The following is a 17,306-nucleotide window of genomic DNA, read 5'->3' on the forward strand; positions in this document are numbered from 1 at the left end:
GGTTGCCTGAATGCCTGTACCGGCCTTTTCCCGGGCAAGCCCGCTCCCACAGGTTCTTCACCGCCTGTAAGGGTGGCGCGTCCTGTAGGAGCGGGTTCACCCGCGAAGAGGCCGGCACAGGAGAACCATTGTTGTCCGGAGCCCAGCATGCCCCTAGCCGTCCAGTTCACACAGGTTTCCCGCACCTTCGGCGAGGTCAAGGCCGTCGACCAGGTCAGCATCGACATCATCGATGGCGAGTTCTTTTCCATGCTCGGCCCTTCCGGCTCAGGCAAGACCACCTGCCTGCGCCTGATCGCGGGCTTCGAGCAACCCTCCAGCGGGTCGATCCGCATCCAAGGGGTCGAGGCTGCTGGCATGCCGCCCTACCAACGTGACGTCAACACTGTGTTTCAGGACTATGCGCTGTTCCCGCACATGAACGTGCTGGACAACATCGCCTATGGCCTGAAGGTAAAAGGCGTGGGCAAGGCCGAACGCCACAGCCGCGCCGAAGAAGCCCTGGCCATGGTGGCCCTGGCTGGCTATGGCGCGCGCAAACCGGCACAGCTGTCTGGCGGCCAGCGTCAGCGCGTGGCCCTGGCCCGGGCGTTGGTCAACCGGCCGCGGGTGCTGCTGCTGGATGAGCCACTGGGCGCGCTGGACCTGAAATTGCGCGAACAGATGCAAGGCGAGCTGAAAAAGCTGCAACGCCAACTGGGCATCACCTTCATCTTCGTCACCCACGACCAGACCGAAGCGCTGTCGATGTCCGACCGGGTCGCGGTGTTCAACCGCGGTCGTATCGAACAGGTCGACACCCCGCGCAACCTGTACATGAAGCCCAGCACAACCTTCGTCGCTGAATTCGTCGGCACGTCCAACGTGGTGCGTGGCGAGCTGGCCATGCAGCTCAACGGCAGCCTTGCGCCCTTCTCCATCCGCCCCGAGCACATTCGCCTGGGCGACCCGGTAGTGACCAGCCATGAGGTACAGGTCAGCGGCGTGCTGCGTGATGTCCAGTACCAAGGCAGCGCCACACGCTACGAACTGCAGCTGGACAACGGCCAACTGCTGGCAGTCAGCCAGGCCAATGACCGCTGGCAGAAGCAGGTGCAGGCCTGGCAGCCCGGGCAACGGCTGCAGGCGCACTGGCCCCGCGAGGCCATGACGGTGCTGCAGGAAACCGAGGACCGCTGAGATGAGCACACTGCGCAGCTTGTCCAACCTGCTGTACCGGCGCCCCAACCTGTACCTGGCACTGCTGTTGATCCCGCCGCTGACCTGGTTCGGCGCGATTTACCTGGGCTCGCTGCTGAACCTGCTGTGGCAGGGCTTCTATACCTTCGACGACTTCACCATGGCGGTGACCCCGGACCTGACCCTGGGCAACTTCGCCGCGCTGTTCAACCCATCGAACTTCGACATCATCCTGCGCACCCTGAGCATGGCGGTGGCGGTGTCGCTGGCCAGCGCGGTGCTGGCCTTCCCCATCGCCTACTACATGGCGCGCTACACCAGCGGCAAGACCAAGGCGTTTTTCTACATCGCGGTGATGATGCCCATGTGGGCCAGCTATATCGTCAAGACCTATGCCTGGACCCTGCTATTGGCCAAGGGCGGCGTGACCCAATGGTTCGTCCAGCAGCTGCACCTGGATGGCCTGCTGCAAGCAGTGCTGGCCGTGCCGGGCGTGGGCGGCAGCACGCTGTCGACTTCGCACCTGGGGCGCTTCCTGGTGTTCGTGTATATCTGGCTGCCGTTCATGATCCTGCCGATCCAGGCCTCGCTGGAGCGCTTGCCACCGTCGCTGCTGCAGGCTTCGGCGGACCTGGGCGCCCGGCCAGGGCAAACCTTCGTGCAGGTGATCCTGCCGCTGTCGATCCCCGGTATCGCCGCCGGCTCGATCTTCACCTTCTCGCTCACCCTGGGCGACTTCATTGTGCCGCAACTGGTCGGCCCGCCCGGCTACTTCATCGGCAGCATGGTCTATGCCCAGCAAGGAGCGATAGGCAACATGCCGATGGCCGCCGCGTTCACCTTGGTGCCCATCGTGCTGATCGCGGTGTACCTGACCATCGTCAAGCGCCTGGGGGCTTTCGATGCACTCTGAAAAAGCGTCTGCAGGGCTGCGCCTGGCGGCCTGGGGTGGGTTGCTGTTCCTGCACTTCCCGATCCTGATCATCTTCCTGTACGCCTTCAATACCGAAGACGCTGCGTTCAGCTTCCCGCCCAAGGGCTTTACCCTGAAGTGGATCGACGTGGCCTTCGCCCGGCCCGATGTGCTTGAGGCAATCAAGCTTTCGCTGCAAGTGGCTTGCCTGGCCACCTTGATCGCACTGGTGCTCGGTACGCTGGCCTCGGCGGCGCTCTATCGGCGCAGCTTCTTCGGCAAGGAAAGCATATCGCTGGTGCTGATCCTGCCCATTGCCCTACCAGGCATCATCACCGGTCTCGCCCTGCTCTCGGCGTTCAAGACGTTAGGGATAGAGCCCGGGGTATTCACCATCGTAGTCGGCCACGCCACATTCTGCGTGGTGATCGTCTACAACAACGTGATCGCCCGCCTGCGGCGTACCTCGCAAAGCCTGATCGAAGCCTCGATGGACCTCGGCGCCGACGGTTGGCAGACATTCCGCTACATCGTCCTGCCCAACCTCGGCTCGGCACTGCTGGCCGGCGGCATGCTGGCCTTTGCCTTGTCGTTCGATGAAATCATCGTCACCACGTTCACCGCCGGCCACGAGCGCACCCTGCCGATCTGGCTGCTCAACCAGCTCAGCCGCCCGCGCGACGTGCCGGTGACCAACGTTGTCGCCATGCTGGTGATGCTGGTGACCATGCTGCCGATTCTTGGCGCCTATTACCTGACCCGTGGCGGCGACAGCGTCGCGGGCGGAGGCAAATGACCCTGGAGGAGCCCCCGATGCAAACGCAGATGCTGATCAATGGCCAGCTGGTCGCTGGCCAAGGCCCGGCCTGGACCGTGCTCAACCCGGCGCTGGGCACTGCCCTGGCGCAGATCAACGAAGCCAGCGAGGCACAGGTAGACAGCGCCGTGCGCGCTGCCGACCAAGCCTTCGACAGCTGGTCGCAAACCAGCCCTAAAGAACGTTCGCAGGCCTTGCTGGTGCTGGCCGATGCCATCGAAGCCCATGGCGATGAACTGGCCCGGCTGGAATCACAGAACTGCGGCAAGCCCCTGAGCGCTGCACTCAACGACGAGATCCCGGCGATTGCCGATGTGTTCCGCTACTTTGCCGGTGCGGCGCGCTGCCTGGGCGGCTTGGCGGCAGGCGAGTATCTGCCGGGCCACACCTCGATGATTCGCCGCGACCCGTTGGGTGTGGTGGCTTCCATCGCGCCGTGGAACTACCCGCTGATGATGCTGGCCTGGAAGATCGCCCCGGCCCTGGCTGCCGGCAACACAGTGGTGATAAAGCCGTCCGAACTGACGCCCCTGACGGCCCTGCGCCTGGGCGAGCTGGCCCAGGACTTGCTCCCGCCGGGGGTGCTGAACATTCTCTTCGGTCGCGGCCAGACGGTCGGCAACCCGTTGATAACCCACCCCAAGGTGCGCATGGTATCGCTGACCGGCTCGATCCCCACCGGCGCGCACATCATCAGCGCCACCGCCGACAGCGTGAAACGCATGCACATGGAATTGGGCGGCAAAGCGCCGGTGCTGGTGTTCGATGACGCTGACATTGATGCCGCCATCGACGGCATCCGAACCTTCGGCTTTTACAACGCCGGCCAGGACTGCACCGCAGCCTGCCGCCTGTATGTGCAGGACGGGATCTACGAGCGCTTCGTCGAGCGCTTGGGTAAAGCCGTAGCCAGCCTCAAACCGGGCCTGCAGGAGTCTGAAGAAACCGAACTGGGGCCGCTGATCAGTGCCCAGCACCGCGACAAGGTCGCCGGTTTGGTGCAGCGGGCCATCGCCCAGCCGCACATTCGTCTGGTTACCGGTGGCAAGGCAATCGAGGGCGATGGCTATTTCTTCGAACCTACCGTACTGGCCGATGCCCTTCAGGATGACGAGATCGTGCGCAACGAAGTGTTTGGCCCGGTGGTTTCGGTCACCCGCTTCACCGATGAAGCGCAGGCGCTGGAATGGGCCAACGACTCCAACTACGGCCTGGCCTCATCGGTATGGACCCACGACACCGGCCGCGCCCACCGCCTGGCGGCGCGCTTGCAGTACGGCTGCACCTGGGTGAACACCCACTTCATGCTGGTCAGCGAAATGCCCCATGGCGGGCAGAAGCATTCAGGATATGGCAAGGACATGTCGATGTATGGGCTGGAGGACTACACCTGTGTGCGCCATGTGATGATCAAGCACTAAGTGCTCGCGTTGACCGAGGGGCTTGAATGCCCCTCGGTCAACGCCTCAGAATTTTCCTTCAACCGTGATCTACTCCCTCCTACTGCACATCCATTGAGCCCTCATGCTTGGTATCATAATCTGATACCATGAATAATCATCAGAAAGCCACACTTGAAGCATTACTTGAAAGGCCGGTTCCCAGAACACTGGAGTGGGCGCGAGTGGAGTCTCTATTGGTATCGCTGGGTGCCAGGGTCATAGAAGGAAGAGGATCGCGGGTTCGCTTTGAACTCAATGGAGCAGTGGCAACCTTCCACCGCCCTCATCCGGACAGGCACGCCAAGCCCTATCAACTCAGAGACGCCCGCCAGTTCCTTGAGCAGGCAGGAGTATTACCATGAATGTAATGACTTACCGCGGCTACGCCGCTCGTATCGAATACAGCGACGAAGACCAGTTGCTGATCGGCCATGTCGCCGGTGTTCGCGACGTGATTGGTTTTCATGGCGAATCGATCAGTGAGTTGCGCCAGGCATTTGAAGAAGCCGTTGACGATTATCTTGAGACTTGCCAACGCCTCGGGCGGGAACCGCAGAAAACGTACTCCGGCAAGCTCAGCCTACGCCTTGAGCCTACCCTTCACGCCAGTGTGGCGGCCCAGGCAGAGCTGGCCGAAAAGAGCATCAATCAATGGGTGAGCGATATTCTCAGCAAGGCTACCTATAGCTGAACCCAGCTACCAACGCCGGCGTTGCAGGAGCGGCCTTGTATCGCGATGGGCTGCGCGGCAGCCCCGGCAACTGTTGCCGGGACACAGGGCCGCTCCTGCAAGGGCCGCGCAAGGCTTGGGTCAGTCGCGCAAATCGGACTCGTGAATCGGGTTGGCGCGGCTGGTCGCGCGCTGGTATTGCGCAGGCCAAGTGGCCTTGTTGCCGCCCAGATCGTCGTCGGCATGCAGTGGCCAGTACGGGTCGCGCAGCAGTTCGCGGGCCAGGAAGATAATGTCGGCCTGGCCGGTGCGCAGGATGTGCTCGGCCTGGGCCGGTTCGGTGATCATGCCCACGGTGCCGGTGGCAATTTCCGATTCCTTGCGCACGCGCTCGGCAAAGCGGGTCTGGTAGCCGGGGCCGGTAGGGATCTCGGCGTTGACCGAGGTGCCGCCTGAAGAGACATCGATCAGATCCACGCCCAACTCCCGCAGGCGGCGTGCCAGTTCGACGGTTTCATCCGGGTTCCAGCCATCCTCTACCCAATCGGTAGCCGATACCCGCACGAACAGCGGCAATTCGGCAGGCAAGGCCTTGCGCACGGCCTCGACCACCTGCAGGGTCAGGCGGATACGGTTTTCAAAGCTACCGCCATATTCGTCACGGCGCTGGTTGCTCAGCGGTGACAGGAACTGGTGCAGCAGGTAGCCATGGGCAGCATGGATTTCCACCACCTTGAATCCAGCCTTCAAGGCGCGTTCGGTCGAGGCGACGAAAGCGGCGATTACATCCTGGATCTCGTCCTGGCTCAGCTCGCGTGGAGGCGTGTGCTGCGGATCGAAGGCGATCCTCGATGGCCCCACCGGCTGCCAGCCGCCCTCCTCCAGTTTGACGCTGCCTGGTTTGCCAAGCCACGGGCGGTAGGTACTGGCTTTGCGCCCGGCGTGAGCCAGCTGAATACCAGCCACGGCGCCCTGGGCACTGATGAAGCGGGTGATGCGCTGCAACGGCGCGATCTGGGCATCGTCCCACAGGCCCAGGTCTTCGGCGGTGATCCGGCCATCGGCGGTCACCGCCACGGCTTCAGTGATTACCAGGCCGGCGCCACCGACGGCGCGGCTGCCTAAATGGACGAGATGCCAGTCGTTGGCCAAGCCATCGACGGCGGAATACTGGCACATTGGTGACACGGCGATGCGGTTGGGCAAGGTCAGCTGACGCAGGGTGTAAGGCTCGAGCAGCAGGCTCATGAGGGCACCTCCCAAGGACTCCAATGGTGATCCGGCCTGGACACTCAAGTGCACATCCCTGGCCCGGTGCCGGTCATTAATGAGACTAGACCAGATTGGTGGGGGGGAAGGTTCTGTGGGATGGCGAGGGGTTCGCCGAAAGGTTTGCAGCGCCTGTGAGATCGAGCGCCGCCCGCGCGGCGCATCGCGGATAAATCCGCTCCTACATCTGTTTCGGGCCAATCACTCCTGTGCCGCCAACAGGGACCGCCTTGATGCATGGCTGAAGACCGATGAAAAGCAGTGGTGCCCACCTCGATATCGAAGGGAACAAACAAGGCGAACAGCGGTGGCCTCACAGGAGTGACTGGCCCGAAACAAACTGTAGTAGCGGATTTATCCGCGATGCGCCGCGCGGGCGGCGCTCCTGCAAGAATCAAGGCAGGCACTTAATGGCCTTAGTACGGCCCCGGGATTTCCGAATGGTCCGACGCATGTATCAGACGTTTCCTACACATATGAGCTGGCGATGCCTAGCTGAGGAAAATATCCTACAGACCCCTGTCGACTCGCGTCTGATTGTTCCTGGAAAAACCGCCCTTTAGGCTTTTCGTGTCGCTGAAAGCATCAGCGATGCGGGTGTGGAAACCCGGTCAATCTTCAAGTGCCTGTCGTAATGGCAGCTGTACACGGGAGGCCGTATGGCCTACCGGGGTTCCTTGAAGACCGGTTTTCCACCCCGTGTACAGTTGCCGCCCTTCGTGTGGAAACGGCGGTGGCAACTCCTTAAATCTTCAAGGAATTGCTATGAAAAAGATCGTCCCCGACCCACCCCATCATTTCGACCTTCCCTCCGACAAGACCCTCACCAACGCCGTCAGCGATGGCATCGTGCCCATCGATCATGTGGTGAAGATCACCCATTACCTGATGCTCGCCTATAACCATTGCCACCGAACCCTCGATGCCATCGAAGATGACCGCACCCGGGAATCGCTGGTGAATGGGCTGCGTGCCATGCAGATTGCCTGGGGTCAGGCGGATGCGCTGTCACTCGCCTTGGAGCGGAGTACCAGCCTTCATTGAGGTTAGATTTGCTGGCCTCTTCGCGGCGGTTCGACGCCTCGATGAACCCGCTCCCACAGGGTCATCACAGGCTCCAAGGCTTGCGCCTGACCTGTGGGAGCGGGTTCATCGAGGCGTCGAACCGCCGCGAAGAGGCCAGAACAGGCAATCAGGAAATTTCAGGAGAGGAATCGATGACCACAGACGACACCCAATTCACTGTCGGCAAAACCACCTTCTTCCAAGGCGAACACCAGACCCATCCCCTGTTCCGCATCGAGCCAGGCATTCCCTGCCGGGATGCCCGCGAGCAGGCATCGGAGTTGATGGGCTATGTAAGAGAGCTGACCATCATCGGTCTGATGGATGAAAAATCGATGATGATCTGGGCATCCCATTACCTGAGTGCCATGGCCAAGGCACTGATGGATGATGCCGAGCTGGGCATGACGCATAAACCGTTGGGTGACTGAAACCTCCTTCATTCCGCGGTCTGACTGTAATCAGCAAAAGTCGACCGCCCTTTAAGCGCTAGGGTAGTACCACCCACGACAACCCTTTCCACCCGGCCTACCGGGCATCTTAGAAAAATCCTACAGCCTATTACTTAAAGTTCTACGTTCTCTTGGGAAATTCTTCTCAAGCAACATCTCCCTCCTCCTATCGCTGTTCTGCCTCTCAAATACTATTGTCCATCACGTCACGGCGACCAATGAAGCCAATCACACAGTTCGCACAAACCCGACCTCCACGCTCGCGAGTTGAGTCAATGACGGACATCCCCTTTACAGAAAAACCGAAAGCATTAGATAAGTTCATTACTGAACACGAGCAAAATTTACTCACAAATTCATTTTCGGGTGCAATATGGAGATATGGCTGGCCCATTAATACAATTCCCCTCGCACGTCCTTGCTGGCACATCTTCATAGCCGGTAGCAAACGTACCTCACTGGAGTGCTGCGAGCATGAACTGGCCAGCGACAGCCATTGGGGCTTTCTACTTGATATTTGGAGGCGCACGCAGCTTGCTCACATGCGTGACTGTTTGCTGCTGGGTGTTTACGCAAACGGCCAGACTTTCGGCCAAGACAGTCCTATTCATAGAGATAACAAATCAATTGAACCAGGAAAAACCGCAGTCCTCTTCTGCAATGCCCAGTGGGAAACCACATGGGGCGGCGAACTGAATCTATTCGATCAGCAGAAGAATGACACCATCGCTGCCATACAACCAAAGCCAGGACGCATAGCGATTTTCGACGGACACATACCGCACAGAGCCAGAGCGCCCACCGTTGACTGCGACAAATTGCGAATCACTATCGCTTTCAAGACCATGAATAAGGATATTAAACAATGAGCACACGCGCCGAACTGATAGTAGCAGTAATAGATAAAACGGCAAACCCATCAATCAAACTGGGGGAGCAGCAGCAATCCACGACCAATTCAACACAGATAAAACCGGATTTTCACTAGTCATCCAAACAGCACAGACAACTACGGCGATAGCCTCAGTAGTCTCCGTCACTCACCTCCCGATAGGTGCTGTACCCTTCATTAACATTGTTACCAATACCCTTTCTGGCACCGTGACCTTCCTGAAAGTCGCGGCAGACCTCAAAGAGGGCGCGGAAATTAAGAGCGGAGATGTCATAAGTTTGGCAAGCAACGTCGCAGGCATCGTGGCCTCGTTCGCCATTCTGGCCGGAGCACCTTTAATTGCTGGAGGGGCCACAGTCGTGGGCGTAACCGCCACACTCTATAGCATCTTCAATTCTGACCTGGCTAAAGCAGCTTACGACAAGATGGCTCCACTCTTTACCAGCCTGCTGAGTCAAGGTGACCTTACTGGTTTTACCGCGCCACGGATTGCGCCTGACTTCACACTCGCTTCACCTGACCAGATACTTTCCACCCACCAGGGAATGATCACAACCGTTAACTGGAACCCTGACTCTTCAGAAATATCCCTAGGCACCGAACCACTAAATTTTCCAGATAGCAGCCAGGCTCACACCGCCCCAACAGGGAGCGAGGCTTTCAATTCAACGCAACCGCCTCCCCTTAGCGGAAACTCCAGCAGCAACTCAGTAGCGGTGACATCTACCCCTGACATACCTGCCCCTGACGCAACACTGACTATAAGCATAGAAAGTATAGATGGTATAAAGTCACCCGACCAAGCACCATCAATTACCGTACCTATTGACGACAACCAGGACAATCAAGATAACTACATATGCTGTAGCAGCGCGCAACAGGATCAGTACTTCTAGCCAACCTGTAAAACCCTCCACGCCGTAACGAGCCGATATGAATATCTGGCAGCAATCGCTAAAACTCATACGTGAACTCCCGCCTCACAAACAAGCCAAAGCGCTATTAATAGGCGGACTTATAAATCTCACCCTAGGCACCAGCTTCACATTCATGTGGCGCGAACACAAAAACACCAATGAAGAGTTATGGTCGCGAGTTCCAGCCTTTCTCACCTCCAAGCCTGAAACCTGGGATAGCGACAAATCTCTTTATACGTTCAGCATCAAGTTTAAAACCTCAAATGGAAAGCACCACAACGTTCATCTTTATGCAGACAAAATATACTATGATGCAGCGAGCCTGGACCTAAATACGCCACTCTTTGTTGACATAGCAACCTCTAAAAGCGCTGCAACGGCTCAGCGCTTAATCGCTCCTAATGGAATGGTTCTTTATGATTCTGCAATGGCGGCACATGTCACCAATGTAAGAAACCGGGAGACCACACTAGCAGTTATCATTTTCTCATTTAGCGGCATCAGCATCTTGATTGCGGCAGCGGCGATCTACTACCGCCCCAGAAAGGAGTGCAACTGAACCTGAGCAGCACCTGGGAGATCGAGCGCCGCGCGGGCTGCGCTCGATTTGTGCCCCAGCGCAAGATCCAAGGCAGGCACCTGACGCTAAACTCAGCGCGGCTCCATATGCGCAATCATCAACTGCACACTCTCATTACCGCGAAACTCGTTCACATCCAGCTTGTACGCCAACTCCACCCAGCGCACCGTCGGGTTTGGCCACACTTCGCGGTCAATGCCGAAGGCAATGCCATCCAGCCGCACCGAGCCACATTCGCTCTTGAGCACCACTTTCAGGTGCCGTTCGCCAACCACACGCTGCTCCACCAACTGGAACACGCCATGGAACAGCGGCTCCGGGAAGTGCTGGCCCCAAGGCCCGGCGTGGCGCAGGGCCTTGGCCAGGTCGATGTGGAATTCCTCGACCGCCAGGCTACCGTCGGATAACAGCCGGCCGGTCAGGTCTTCTTCGCGCAGTTGACGCCGCACCTCTTCATCGAACGCCTCGGCAAATGCCGGGAAATTGGCCTCGGGCAACGATAACCCTGCCGCCATGGCGTGGCCGCCGAACTTGCTGATCAACTGCGGATGGCGCGCCGCCACGGCATCCAGCGCATCGCGAATATGGAAGCCCGGCACCGAACGCGCCGAGCCTTTGAGCATGCCATCACCAGCATCGGCGAAGGCGATGGTCGGCCGGTGGTAACGCTCCTTCAAGCGCGAAGCCAGAATACCGATCACGCCCTGGTGCCAGTCGGCATCGAACAGGCACAACCCATACGGCATCGACTCGACCGGCAGGTCCTTGAGTTGGGCCAGGGCTTCGCGCTGCATGCCCTGCTCGATGGACTTGCGGTCCTGGTTCAGGTCATCCAACTGCTGGGCCATGTCCTGGGCCAGCGCCGCGTCCTCGCACAGCAGGCATTCGATGCCCAGGCTCATGTCGTCCAGGCGCCCGGCGGCATTCAACCGTGGGCCGAGGATGAAACCAAGGTCAGTCGAAGTGATGCGCCGGTGATCGCGCCGCGCCACCTCAAGGATGGCCTTGAGGCCGGGCCGGGCGCGGCCGGCGCGGATGCGCTCGAGGCCTTGGTGCACCAGGATGCGGTTGTTGGCATCCAGCGGCACCACGTCAGCAACACTGCCCAGCGCCACCAGATCGAGCAGCTCGCCAATGTTCGGCTGTGGCTGCGCCTCGTAGCGCCCAAGGCTGCGCAAGCGAGCGCGCAGGGCCATCAACACATAGAAGATCACCCCTACTCCGGCCAGTGACTTGCTTGGAAAGCTGCAGCCCGGCTGGTTGGGGTTGATGATGGCATCGGCGTCGGGCAACTGCTCGCCCGGCAGGTGGTGGTCGGTGACCAGCACCTTGAGCCCGGCGGCCTTGGCCGCCGCCACCCCGTCGACACTGGAAATGCCGTTGTCCACGGTAATCAGCAACTGCGGCTGACGCTGCAGCGCCACCTCGACGATTTCCGGGGTCAGGCCGTAGCCGTACTCGAAGCGGTTGGGCACCAGGTAATCGACATGGGTCGCACCCAGCAGGCGCAGGCCCAGCACCCCGACGGTGCTGGCGGTGGCACCGTCGGCATCGAAGTCGCCGACGATGAGGATGCGCTGGCGCTGGTCGATGGCTTCGACCAGCAGGTCCACACCGGCCTCGATGCCCTTGAGCTGCTGGTACGGCAGCAGGCGTGCCAGGCTTTTGTCCAGCTCGGCCTCGCTCTGCACGCCGCGCGCGGCGTAAAGGCGGGTCAGCAAGGGTGGCAGGTTACCCAGAAATGGCAGGGTCGGCGGCAGCGGGCGAGGTTCGATACGCATGGGTTGCTTCAACCACGCTCGCCGAGCAGCCACTGCAGTTGGACTTCATGCTGGCCACGGTCGTCAGTCACGAATACCGTACCTTCACTGATCATCACGTCCCACTTGATGCTACGCGGCATGTCGGTCGCCAGGGTTTCCAGCACCTCCTGCGGCACAGCGGCAATGCTCAGGTTTTTCAGGTTCTTTACCGCGCTCACCACTTTCCCCTCCCACACTCGCAGGCTGCCGTAAGCCAGCAAGCTGGTGCGTTCGGTACGACGCGAGCACCAGGTCAGGCGATCGGCATCGGGCTGACCAACTTCAATCCAGTGCAGCACGCGATCGTCCAGGCTCTTTTCCCACAGCGCCGGTTCATCGACATCCGACAGGCCGCGGCCAAACGACAAGTTCTCGTTGTACCAGAGCGCGTACGCCAACAAACGAACGGCCATGCGCTCTTCGGTTTCCGAAGGGTGCCGAGCGATAGTCTGTTTGACGCTTTCGTAGACGTTGCGATCAAGGTCGGTGAGATTCAATTCGAACTTGTAGGTGGTGGACGGCTGGGCCATGGTCGACGGGCTTCGTGCAAAAGAAAGTGGCACAGTCTACCCCATCCGCACCTTCCATGCCCCGCAGCAGTACCCGGCGAAACCGACGTGTGATAAAACCACGGCTCTGCCCAACTGCCACGGATACCCCATGTCGACGCCCAGCAAACCCCTCGCCGGCCTTAAAGTTGTCGAACTCGGTACCCTGATCGCCGGGCCGTTCGCCTCGCGTATCTGTGCCGAATTCGGCGCTGAAGTGGTCAAGGTCGAATCGCCCGACGGCGGCGACCCGCTGCGCAAGTGGCGCAAGCTGTACGAGGGCACCTCGCTGTGGTGGTTCGTGCAGGCCCGCAACAAACAGTCCCTCACCCTCAACCTCAAGCACCCTGAGGGCCGCGATATCCTCAAGCGCCTGCTGGCCGAGGCCGACATCCTGATCGAAAACTTCCGCCCGGGTGTGCTGGAGAAACTCGGCCTGGGGTGGGATGTACTGCATGCGCTGAACCCGCGCCTGGTGATGGTGCGCCTGTCGGGCTTTGGCCAGACCGGGCCGATGAAAGACCAGCCAGGCTTCGGTGCCGTAGGCGAGTCGATGGGCGGCCTGCGCTACATCACCGGTTTCGATGACCGCCCGCCGGTGCGCACGGGGATTTCCATCGGTGACTCGATTGCTGCCCTGTGGGGGGTGATCGGCGCGCTAATGGCGCTGCGCCACCGGGAAGTCAATGGCGGCCAGGGCCAGGTGGTGGACGTGGCCCTGTACGAGGCGATCTTTGCCATGATGGAGAGCATGGTCCCGGAGTTCGATGTGTTCGGTTTTATCCGCGAACGCACCGGCAACATCATGCCTGGCATCACGCCTTCCTCCATCCACACAAGCGCCGACGGCAAGCATGTACAGATCGGCGCCAACGGTGATGCGATCTTCAAGCGCTTCATGCAGGCCATCGGTCGTGACGACCTGGCCAATGACCCGACCCTGGCCAGCAACGACGGCCGCGACCTGCGTCGTGACGAGCTGTACGGGGTAATCGACCGCTGGGCCAACAGCCTGCCACTGGAGCAACTGATGCAGGTGCTGACCACCGCCGAAGTGCCGGCCAGCCGTATCTATTCGGCCGAAGACATGTTCAACGACCCCCAGTACCTGGCGCGCGAGATGTTCCTGCAGGCCAAGCTGCCGGATGGCAAGCCATTCCACATGCCCGGCATCGTGCCCAAGCTGTCGGAAACGCCCGGCTCTAGCGAATGGGTCGGCCCGGCCTTGGGCGAGCATACCGATGCGCTCCTCGGCAGCCTGGGCTACGACGCAGCGGCCATCGCCAGCCTGCGCGCAGCGGGCACGGTCTGACCCTGGCGCTACCGGTTCCATGTACGCGACCCGCTGCCTACGCCATCTGGTCCTGCTCTGCGGGCTGTTGCCTGCGTTGCTGTTGCAGCCAGCGAACGCCAAGGAGCACCTCTTCTGGCTGGTGCGTGACCTGCCACCGTTCACCATTTTTGATGGCCCGGAAGAAGGCCGGGGGGTGATCGATCAGTTGTTACCGCTGCTGATCAGGCAGATGCCCGAGTACGAACACAGCATCGTGCGGGTCAACCGCGCCCGCAGCCTCCAGATGCTGCAAGACCGTGACACCTTCACCTGCGACCCAACCGTGCTGTGGACCCCGAAACGGGCCGGGTATGTGCACTTTTCCGTTCCATCGCTGGGCGCGCTCAGCGGTGGCCTGGTGTTGCGCAAGGAAAACCAGGCGCTGGTGGCACCCTACCTCGACGGCCAGCAGGTGGACCTGCATGGCCTGCTGAGCAAGGCCCCGCTGAAGCTGGGGGTTGTCGCCGAGCGCAGCTACGGTACGCAAATTGACAGCATCCTGCGCCAGTTGCCCGACAGCGCGCTCAGCCGGCACTACGGCAACGAAGCCACCGCCAACCTGCTGCAGATGCAGCAGCTGGGGCGCCTGCGCCTGGTGCTCGGCTACTGGCCTGAGGTGCGCTACCTGATCCAACAACAAGGCGGGTCACTGGCTGACTACCAGTTTCATACTGTGCAGGGCGTGAAGCGCTACCAGTTTCTGCATGTGGGATGTTCAGATAACGAACTGGGGCGTGCGGCAGTTGCACACATCGACCAGTTGCTGCCTGCCCTGCGCCGGGATGTGTTGCCAGGGTTGTATGCCCGCTGGCTGGACATGGCATTGCGGGAAGACTACCTGAAGGACAGCAGTCTTTTCTTTGAGGACAGATAAGCCCACCCGGCACGCACCGTCGTTGCAGGAGCAGCCTTGGGGGTAAGTGTGGGCCTGCCCGGAAAAAGAAACCCCGGGCGCTGGGGAAGACGCCCGGGGCCAAGCGAAAGCCCTTGAGGACTTCCCGTGACAGCCTTGCCAGCGCTGGAGCAAAGCACTGGCTGGCTGCCCCTACACTGTCTGATAAGCCACTCAGGCAAAGGTTCCCTGCGGTTGCTGACGATGCTGCAATGCCGCGATCACACAAGGCTGCAACCGCCCCTCAGCTATCTGCAGGTCTCGGTGCAAGCCGTCCACGAGGTCGATCAGCAGGCGTTGCTCTTGCAATTGGCGCTCGCTGACCGTGCGCCGCAAGGTAATACCTGAGAGGGGATCGTGAACGGTCAGTTGGCGATTACCGCCGGGATCGGCGATGCCGAGGTGGGTCTGATAGGGCGTCAGGGCTTCGTTGAGCAGGCTGCAGATTCTTTCCATCCGGATCACTCGCTGCGTGGTGGGACCTAAAGTGACTGACCAGCAGGCGCCGCATAAAGTTCGTCAAACCGCGCCCGCTTCAGTGAGCATGCGGGGCTGGCGTGACAGTTTGAATACGCGACCCTGGGCGCACCTGCAGTGTTTGCAAGGCATGCTGCAGGCGTGGCATCGACAGCGGCCAGGGCAACTCGTCGAGCACCCACATGCCGCGCTTCCTGGCCTCTTGGGCAAGGTTTTGACGCGTTGGGGCAGGCTGGCCGACGAACAGCAATGCGCGCGCTCGCTGCCGCTGGGCGAACAGGGCAAGGCCGGCCCGGGCTGGCATGGCGTGGTCGAGGATCAGCAGGTCGGGGCGACGCTCAGCGCAGAGGCAGGCGTCGAGGTCAGCGATGCTCTCGCTGATGCGTACGTTGAAGACGCCTTGGCCGTTGAGGGCCTGATGCAAGAGGATCTGGTGGGATGGGCGAGCCTGGTGGATCAACACATAGGGCTGGTGCATGAGCCGCTCCTGGTGGGAGGACCGGCTAATTTATGCTTGAAGCCCGGCGGGCCGAATAGGATGTTTCTGATAGGCCTGAGGGAAAAGGCTGAGACGTCGGGGCCGCTCTGCAGCCCCAAACGCAATGCTATTACAGCGGCTTGCCGCGGTTGCCGTGCTGGCTGACAAAGCCCTGTACAGCCTTCAGGTCATTGGCCAGTACCGTGCAACGCTCTTCACGGCTGAACAGGTCGCTGAGGTGTGCGGGTAGCTCCAGCGCCTTGCCCACACCGGCCTTCTCCACCGCTTCCGGGAACTTGACCGGGTGCGCGGTACCCAACACCACCATTGGCGTGTCCAGGCTGCGGCGGCACTCGCGGGCAGCCTTGACGCCAATGGCAGTATGCGGGTCGAGCACTTCACCGGTGGCGGCGAACACTTCTGCGATGGTCTCGCAGGTTTGCTCGTCGCTGACAGCCAGCGAGTCGAACAGTTTGCGGGCTTCGGTCCAGCGGTCTTGCTCGACGCTGAAGCCGCCACCTTGCTTGAAGTTGGCCATCAGCTCGGCAATCGCACCGCCGTTGCGGCCATGCAGGTCGAACAGCAGGCGCTCGAAGTTGGACGAGACCATGATGTCCATCGACGGCGACAGGGTGGCGTGCAGGGTTTCCTTGACGTACTGGTTGCCGCTCATGAAGCGGTGCAGGATGTCGTTGCGGTTGGTGGCGACGATCAATTGGCTGACCGGCAGGCCCATGTTGCGCGCCAGGTAGCCGGCGAAGATGTCGCCGAAGTTGCCGGTCGGTACCGAGAACGCCACCGAGCGCGCCGGGCCACCCAGCTGCAGGGCTGCATGGAAGTAGTAGACGATCTGGGCCATGATCCGCGCCCAGTTGATCGAGTTGACGGCTACCAGGCGGGTGCCCTTGAGGAACGACTGGTCGGCGAAACTGGCCTTGACCATTTCCTGGCAGTCGTCGAAGTTGCCTTCAATGGCGATGTTGTGGATGTTGTCGCCAAAGATAGTAGTCATCTGGCGGCGTTGCACTTCCGACACTCGCTGGTGCGGGTGCAGGATGAAGATGTCGACGTTGTCGCAACGGCGGCAGCCTTCGATCGCAGCGGAACCGGTATCACCGCTGGTGGCACCGATGATGACCACGCGCTCGTTGCGCTTGGCCAGCACATGGTCAAGCAGACGGCCGAGCAACTGCAGGGCAAAGTCCTTGAACGCCAGGGTCGGGCCGTGGAACAGCTCCAGCACCCACTCGTTGCTGTTCAGCTGACGCAACGGGGCGACCGCAGCGTGGGCGAACTCGCCGTAGGTTTCTTCGAGGATCTTCTTGAAGTCAGCGTCGGCGATGCTGCCTTCGACGAACGGGCGCATCACGCGGAAGGCCAGCTCGTGATAGGGCAAGCCGGCCCACGAGGCGATTTCTTCCTGGGTGAAGCGTGGCAGGTTTTCCGGCACGTAGAGGCCGCCGTCGCTGGCCAGGCCAGCCAGCAGCACGTCTTCGAAATTGAGGGCCGGTGCCTGGCCGCGGGTACTGATATAGCGCATGGGTGCAAACCTTCGATGCTGGGGCCGGGGCCGCGCGGGC

18 protein-coding genes are annotated in these 17,306 nt (G+C 60.7%); 12 read left to right on the forward strand and 6 right to left on the reverse strand.

Translation table 11 applies throughout. The features are described 5' to 3' along the window. Nucleotides 1-147 precede the first annotated feature (147 nt). The 6 genes from INQ47_RS07885 to INQ47_RS07910 all read left to right on the forward strand — a co-directional run bounded on the left by INQ47_RS07885 (nt 148) and on the right by INQ47_RS07910 (nt 5,042). On the forward strand, nt 148-1,179 hold the full coding sequence (locus INQ47_RS07885; RefSeq protein ID WP_392460526.1) for an ABC transporter ATP-binding protein: 1,032 nt from the start codon (nt 148-150) through the stop codon (nt 1,177-1,179). A 1-nt stretch (nt 1,180) separates the two neighbouring features. Continuing rightward, nucleotides 1,181-2,092: an ABC transporter permease gene (locus INQ47_RS07890; protein WP_252459444.1), complete on the forward strand. Its 912-nt coding sequence runs from the start codon at nt 1,181-1,183 to the stop codon at nt 2,090-2,092. Beyond that, nucleotides 2,082-2,888, forward strand: a complete 807-nt coding sequence (locus tag INQ47_RS07895; protein WP_021784212.1) for an ABC transporter permease — start codon at nt 2,082-2,084, stop codon at nt 2,886-2,888. The genes INQ47_RS07890 and INQ47_RS07895 overlap by 11 nt, the downstream gene beginning before the upstream one ends. A gap of 17 nt (nt 2,889-2,905) precedes the next feature. Then, nucleotides 2,906-4,330 carry a gamma-aminobutyraldehyde dehydrogenase gene (locus INQ47_RS07900; protein ID WP_404701460.1) on the forward strand — a complete coding sequence of 475 codons (1,425 nt, stop codon included), beginning with the start codon at nt 2,906-2,908 and terminating at the stop codon, nt 4,328-4,330. 128 nt (nt 4,331-4,458) lie between these two features. After that, the gene (locus INQ47_RS07905; RefSeq protein WP_209963865.1) at nt 4,459-4,713 is read left to right on the forward strand and encodes a type II toxin-antitoxin system HicA family toxin; all 255 of its coding nucleotides are present in this window, start codon (nt 4,459-4,461) and stop codon (nt 4,711-4,713) included. Continuing rightward, nucleotides 4,710-5,042 carry a type II toxin-antitoxin system HicB family antitoxin gene (locus tag INQ47_RS07910; protein ID WP_176682715.1) on the forward strand — a complete coding sequence of 111 codons (333 nt, stop codon included), beginning with the start codon at nt 4,710-4,712 and terminating at the stop codon, nt 5,040-5,042. The genes INQ47_RS07905 and INQ47_RS07910 overlap by 4 nt, the downstream gene beginning before the upstream one ends. Before the next feature lie 120 nt (nt 5,043-5,162). On the opposite strand, the gene INQ47_RS07915 is transcribed toward INQ47_RS07910, so the two are convergent. After that, complete coding sequence (locus INQ47_RS07915) at nt 5,163-6,269, reverse strand: NADH:flavin oxidoreductase/NADH oxidase (RefSeq protein ID WP_392518916.1); 1,107 nt, start codon at nt 6,267-6,269, stop codon at nt 5,163-5,165. A 786-nt stretch (nt 6,270-7,055) separates the two neighbouring features. Here INQ47_RS07915 and INQ47_RS07920 point away from each other — a divergent pair. From INQ47_RS07920 to INQ47_RS07935, 4 genes are all read left to right on the forward strand, one after another. Beyond that, complete coding sequence (locus INQ47_RS07920; RefSeq protein ID WP_209963856.1) at nt 7,056-7,334, forward strand: hypothetical protein; 279 nt, start codon at nt 7,056-7,058, stop codon at nt 7,332-7,334. A 173-nt stretch (nt 7,335-7,507) separates the two neighbouring features. Further along, the gene (locus tag INQ47_RS07925) at nt 7,508-7,786 is read left to right on the forward strand and encodes a DUF3077 domain-containing protein (protein WP_404701461.1); all 279 of its coding nucleotides are present in this window, start codon (nt 7,508-7,510) and stop codon (nt 7,784-7,786) included. A 296-nt stretch (nt 7,787-8,082) separates the two neighbouring features. After that, nucleotides 8,083-8,676: a 2OG-Fe(II) oxygenase gene (locus INQ47_RS07930; RefSeq protein WP_404701462.1), complete on the forward strand. Its 594-nt coding sequence runs from the start codon at nt 8,083-8,085 to the stop codon at nt 8,674-8,676. Between the two features lie 956 nt (nt 8,677-9,632). Then, a complete protein-coding gene (locus tag INQ47_RS07935) occupies nt 9,633-10,175 on the forward strand; it encodes a hypothetical protein (protein WP_103469423.1) in 543 nt (180 codons plus the stop codon). 92 nt (nt 10,176-10,267) lie between these two features. Here INQ47_RS07935 and recJ read toward each other — a convergent pair whose 3' ends face one another. Beyond that, the gene (gene recJ, locus INQ47_RS07940; RefSeq protein ID WP_209963851.1) at nt 10,268-11,977 is read right to left on the reverse strand and encodes a single-stranded-DNA-specific exonuclease RecJ; all 1,710 of its coding nucleotides are present in this window, start codon (nt 11,975-11,977) and stop codon (nt 10,268-10,270) included. An 8-nt stretch (nt 11,978-11,985) separates the two neighbouring features. Next, complete coding sequence (locus INQ47_RS07945; protein WP_003252169.1) at nt 11,986-12,528, reverse strand: YaeQ family protein; 543 nt, start codon at nt 12,526-12,528, stop codon at nt 11,986-11,988. A gap of 130 nt (nt 12,529-12,658) precedes the next feature. Between INQ47_RS07945 and INQ47_RS07950 the strand changes: the two genes are divergently transcribed. Both INQ47_RS07950 and INQ47_RS07955 read left to right on the forward strand, forming a co-directional pair. Continuing rightward, nucleotides 12,659-13,858, forward strand: a complete 1,200-nt coding sequence (locus INQ47_RS07950) for a CaiB/BaiF CoA-transferase family protein (protein WP_209963849.1) — start codon at nt 12,659-12,661, stop codon at nt 13,856-13,858. A 19-nt stretch (nt 13,859-13,877) separates the two neighbouring features. Then, nucleotides 13,878-14,753: a TIGR02285 family protein gene (locus INQ47_RS07955; protein ID WP_404701463.1), complete on the forward strand. Its 876-nt coding sequence runs from the start codon at nt 13,878-13,880 to the stop codon at nt 14,751-14,753. A gap of 192 nt (nt 14,754-14,945) precedes the next feature. Here the strand turns inward: INQ47_RS07955 and INQ47_RS07960 are convergent, their stop codons facing one another. The 3 genes from INQ47_RS07960 to thrC form a co-directional block, all read right to left on the reverse strand. Then, nucleotides 14,946-15,227, reverse strand: a complete 282-nt coding sequence (locus INQ47_RS07960) for a DUF3509 domain-containing protein (protein ID WP_176682709.1) — start codon at nt 15,225-15,227, stop codon at nt 14,946-14,948. Nucleotides 15,228-15,306: 79 nt separating this feature from the next. Then, nucleotides 15,307-15,726: a histidine kinase gene (locus INQ47_RS07965; RefSeq protein ID WP_209963843.1), complete on the reverse strand. Its 420-nt coding sequence runs from the start codon at nt 15,724-15,726 to the stop codon at nt 15,307-15,309. A gap of 130 nt (nt 15,727-15,856) precedes the next feature. Further along, nucleotides 15,857-17,266, reverse strand: coding sequence for a threonine synthase (thrC, locus tag INQ47_RS07970; protein ID WP_010952565.1), 1,410 nt, complete (start codon nt 17,264-17,266; stop codon nt 15,857-15,859). Between the last annotated feature and the right edge of the window lie 40 nt (nt 17,267-17,306).

This window comes from Pseudomonas sp. 3HC3 (assembly GCF_044904505.1).
GTDB classification, from domain to species: domain Bacteria; phylum Pseudomonadota; class Gammaproteobacteria; order Pseudomonadales; family Pseudomonadaceae; genus Aquipseudomonas; species Aquipseudomonas putida_Y.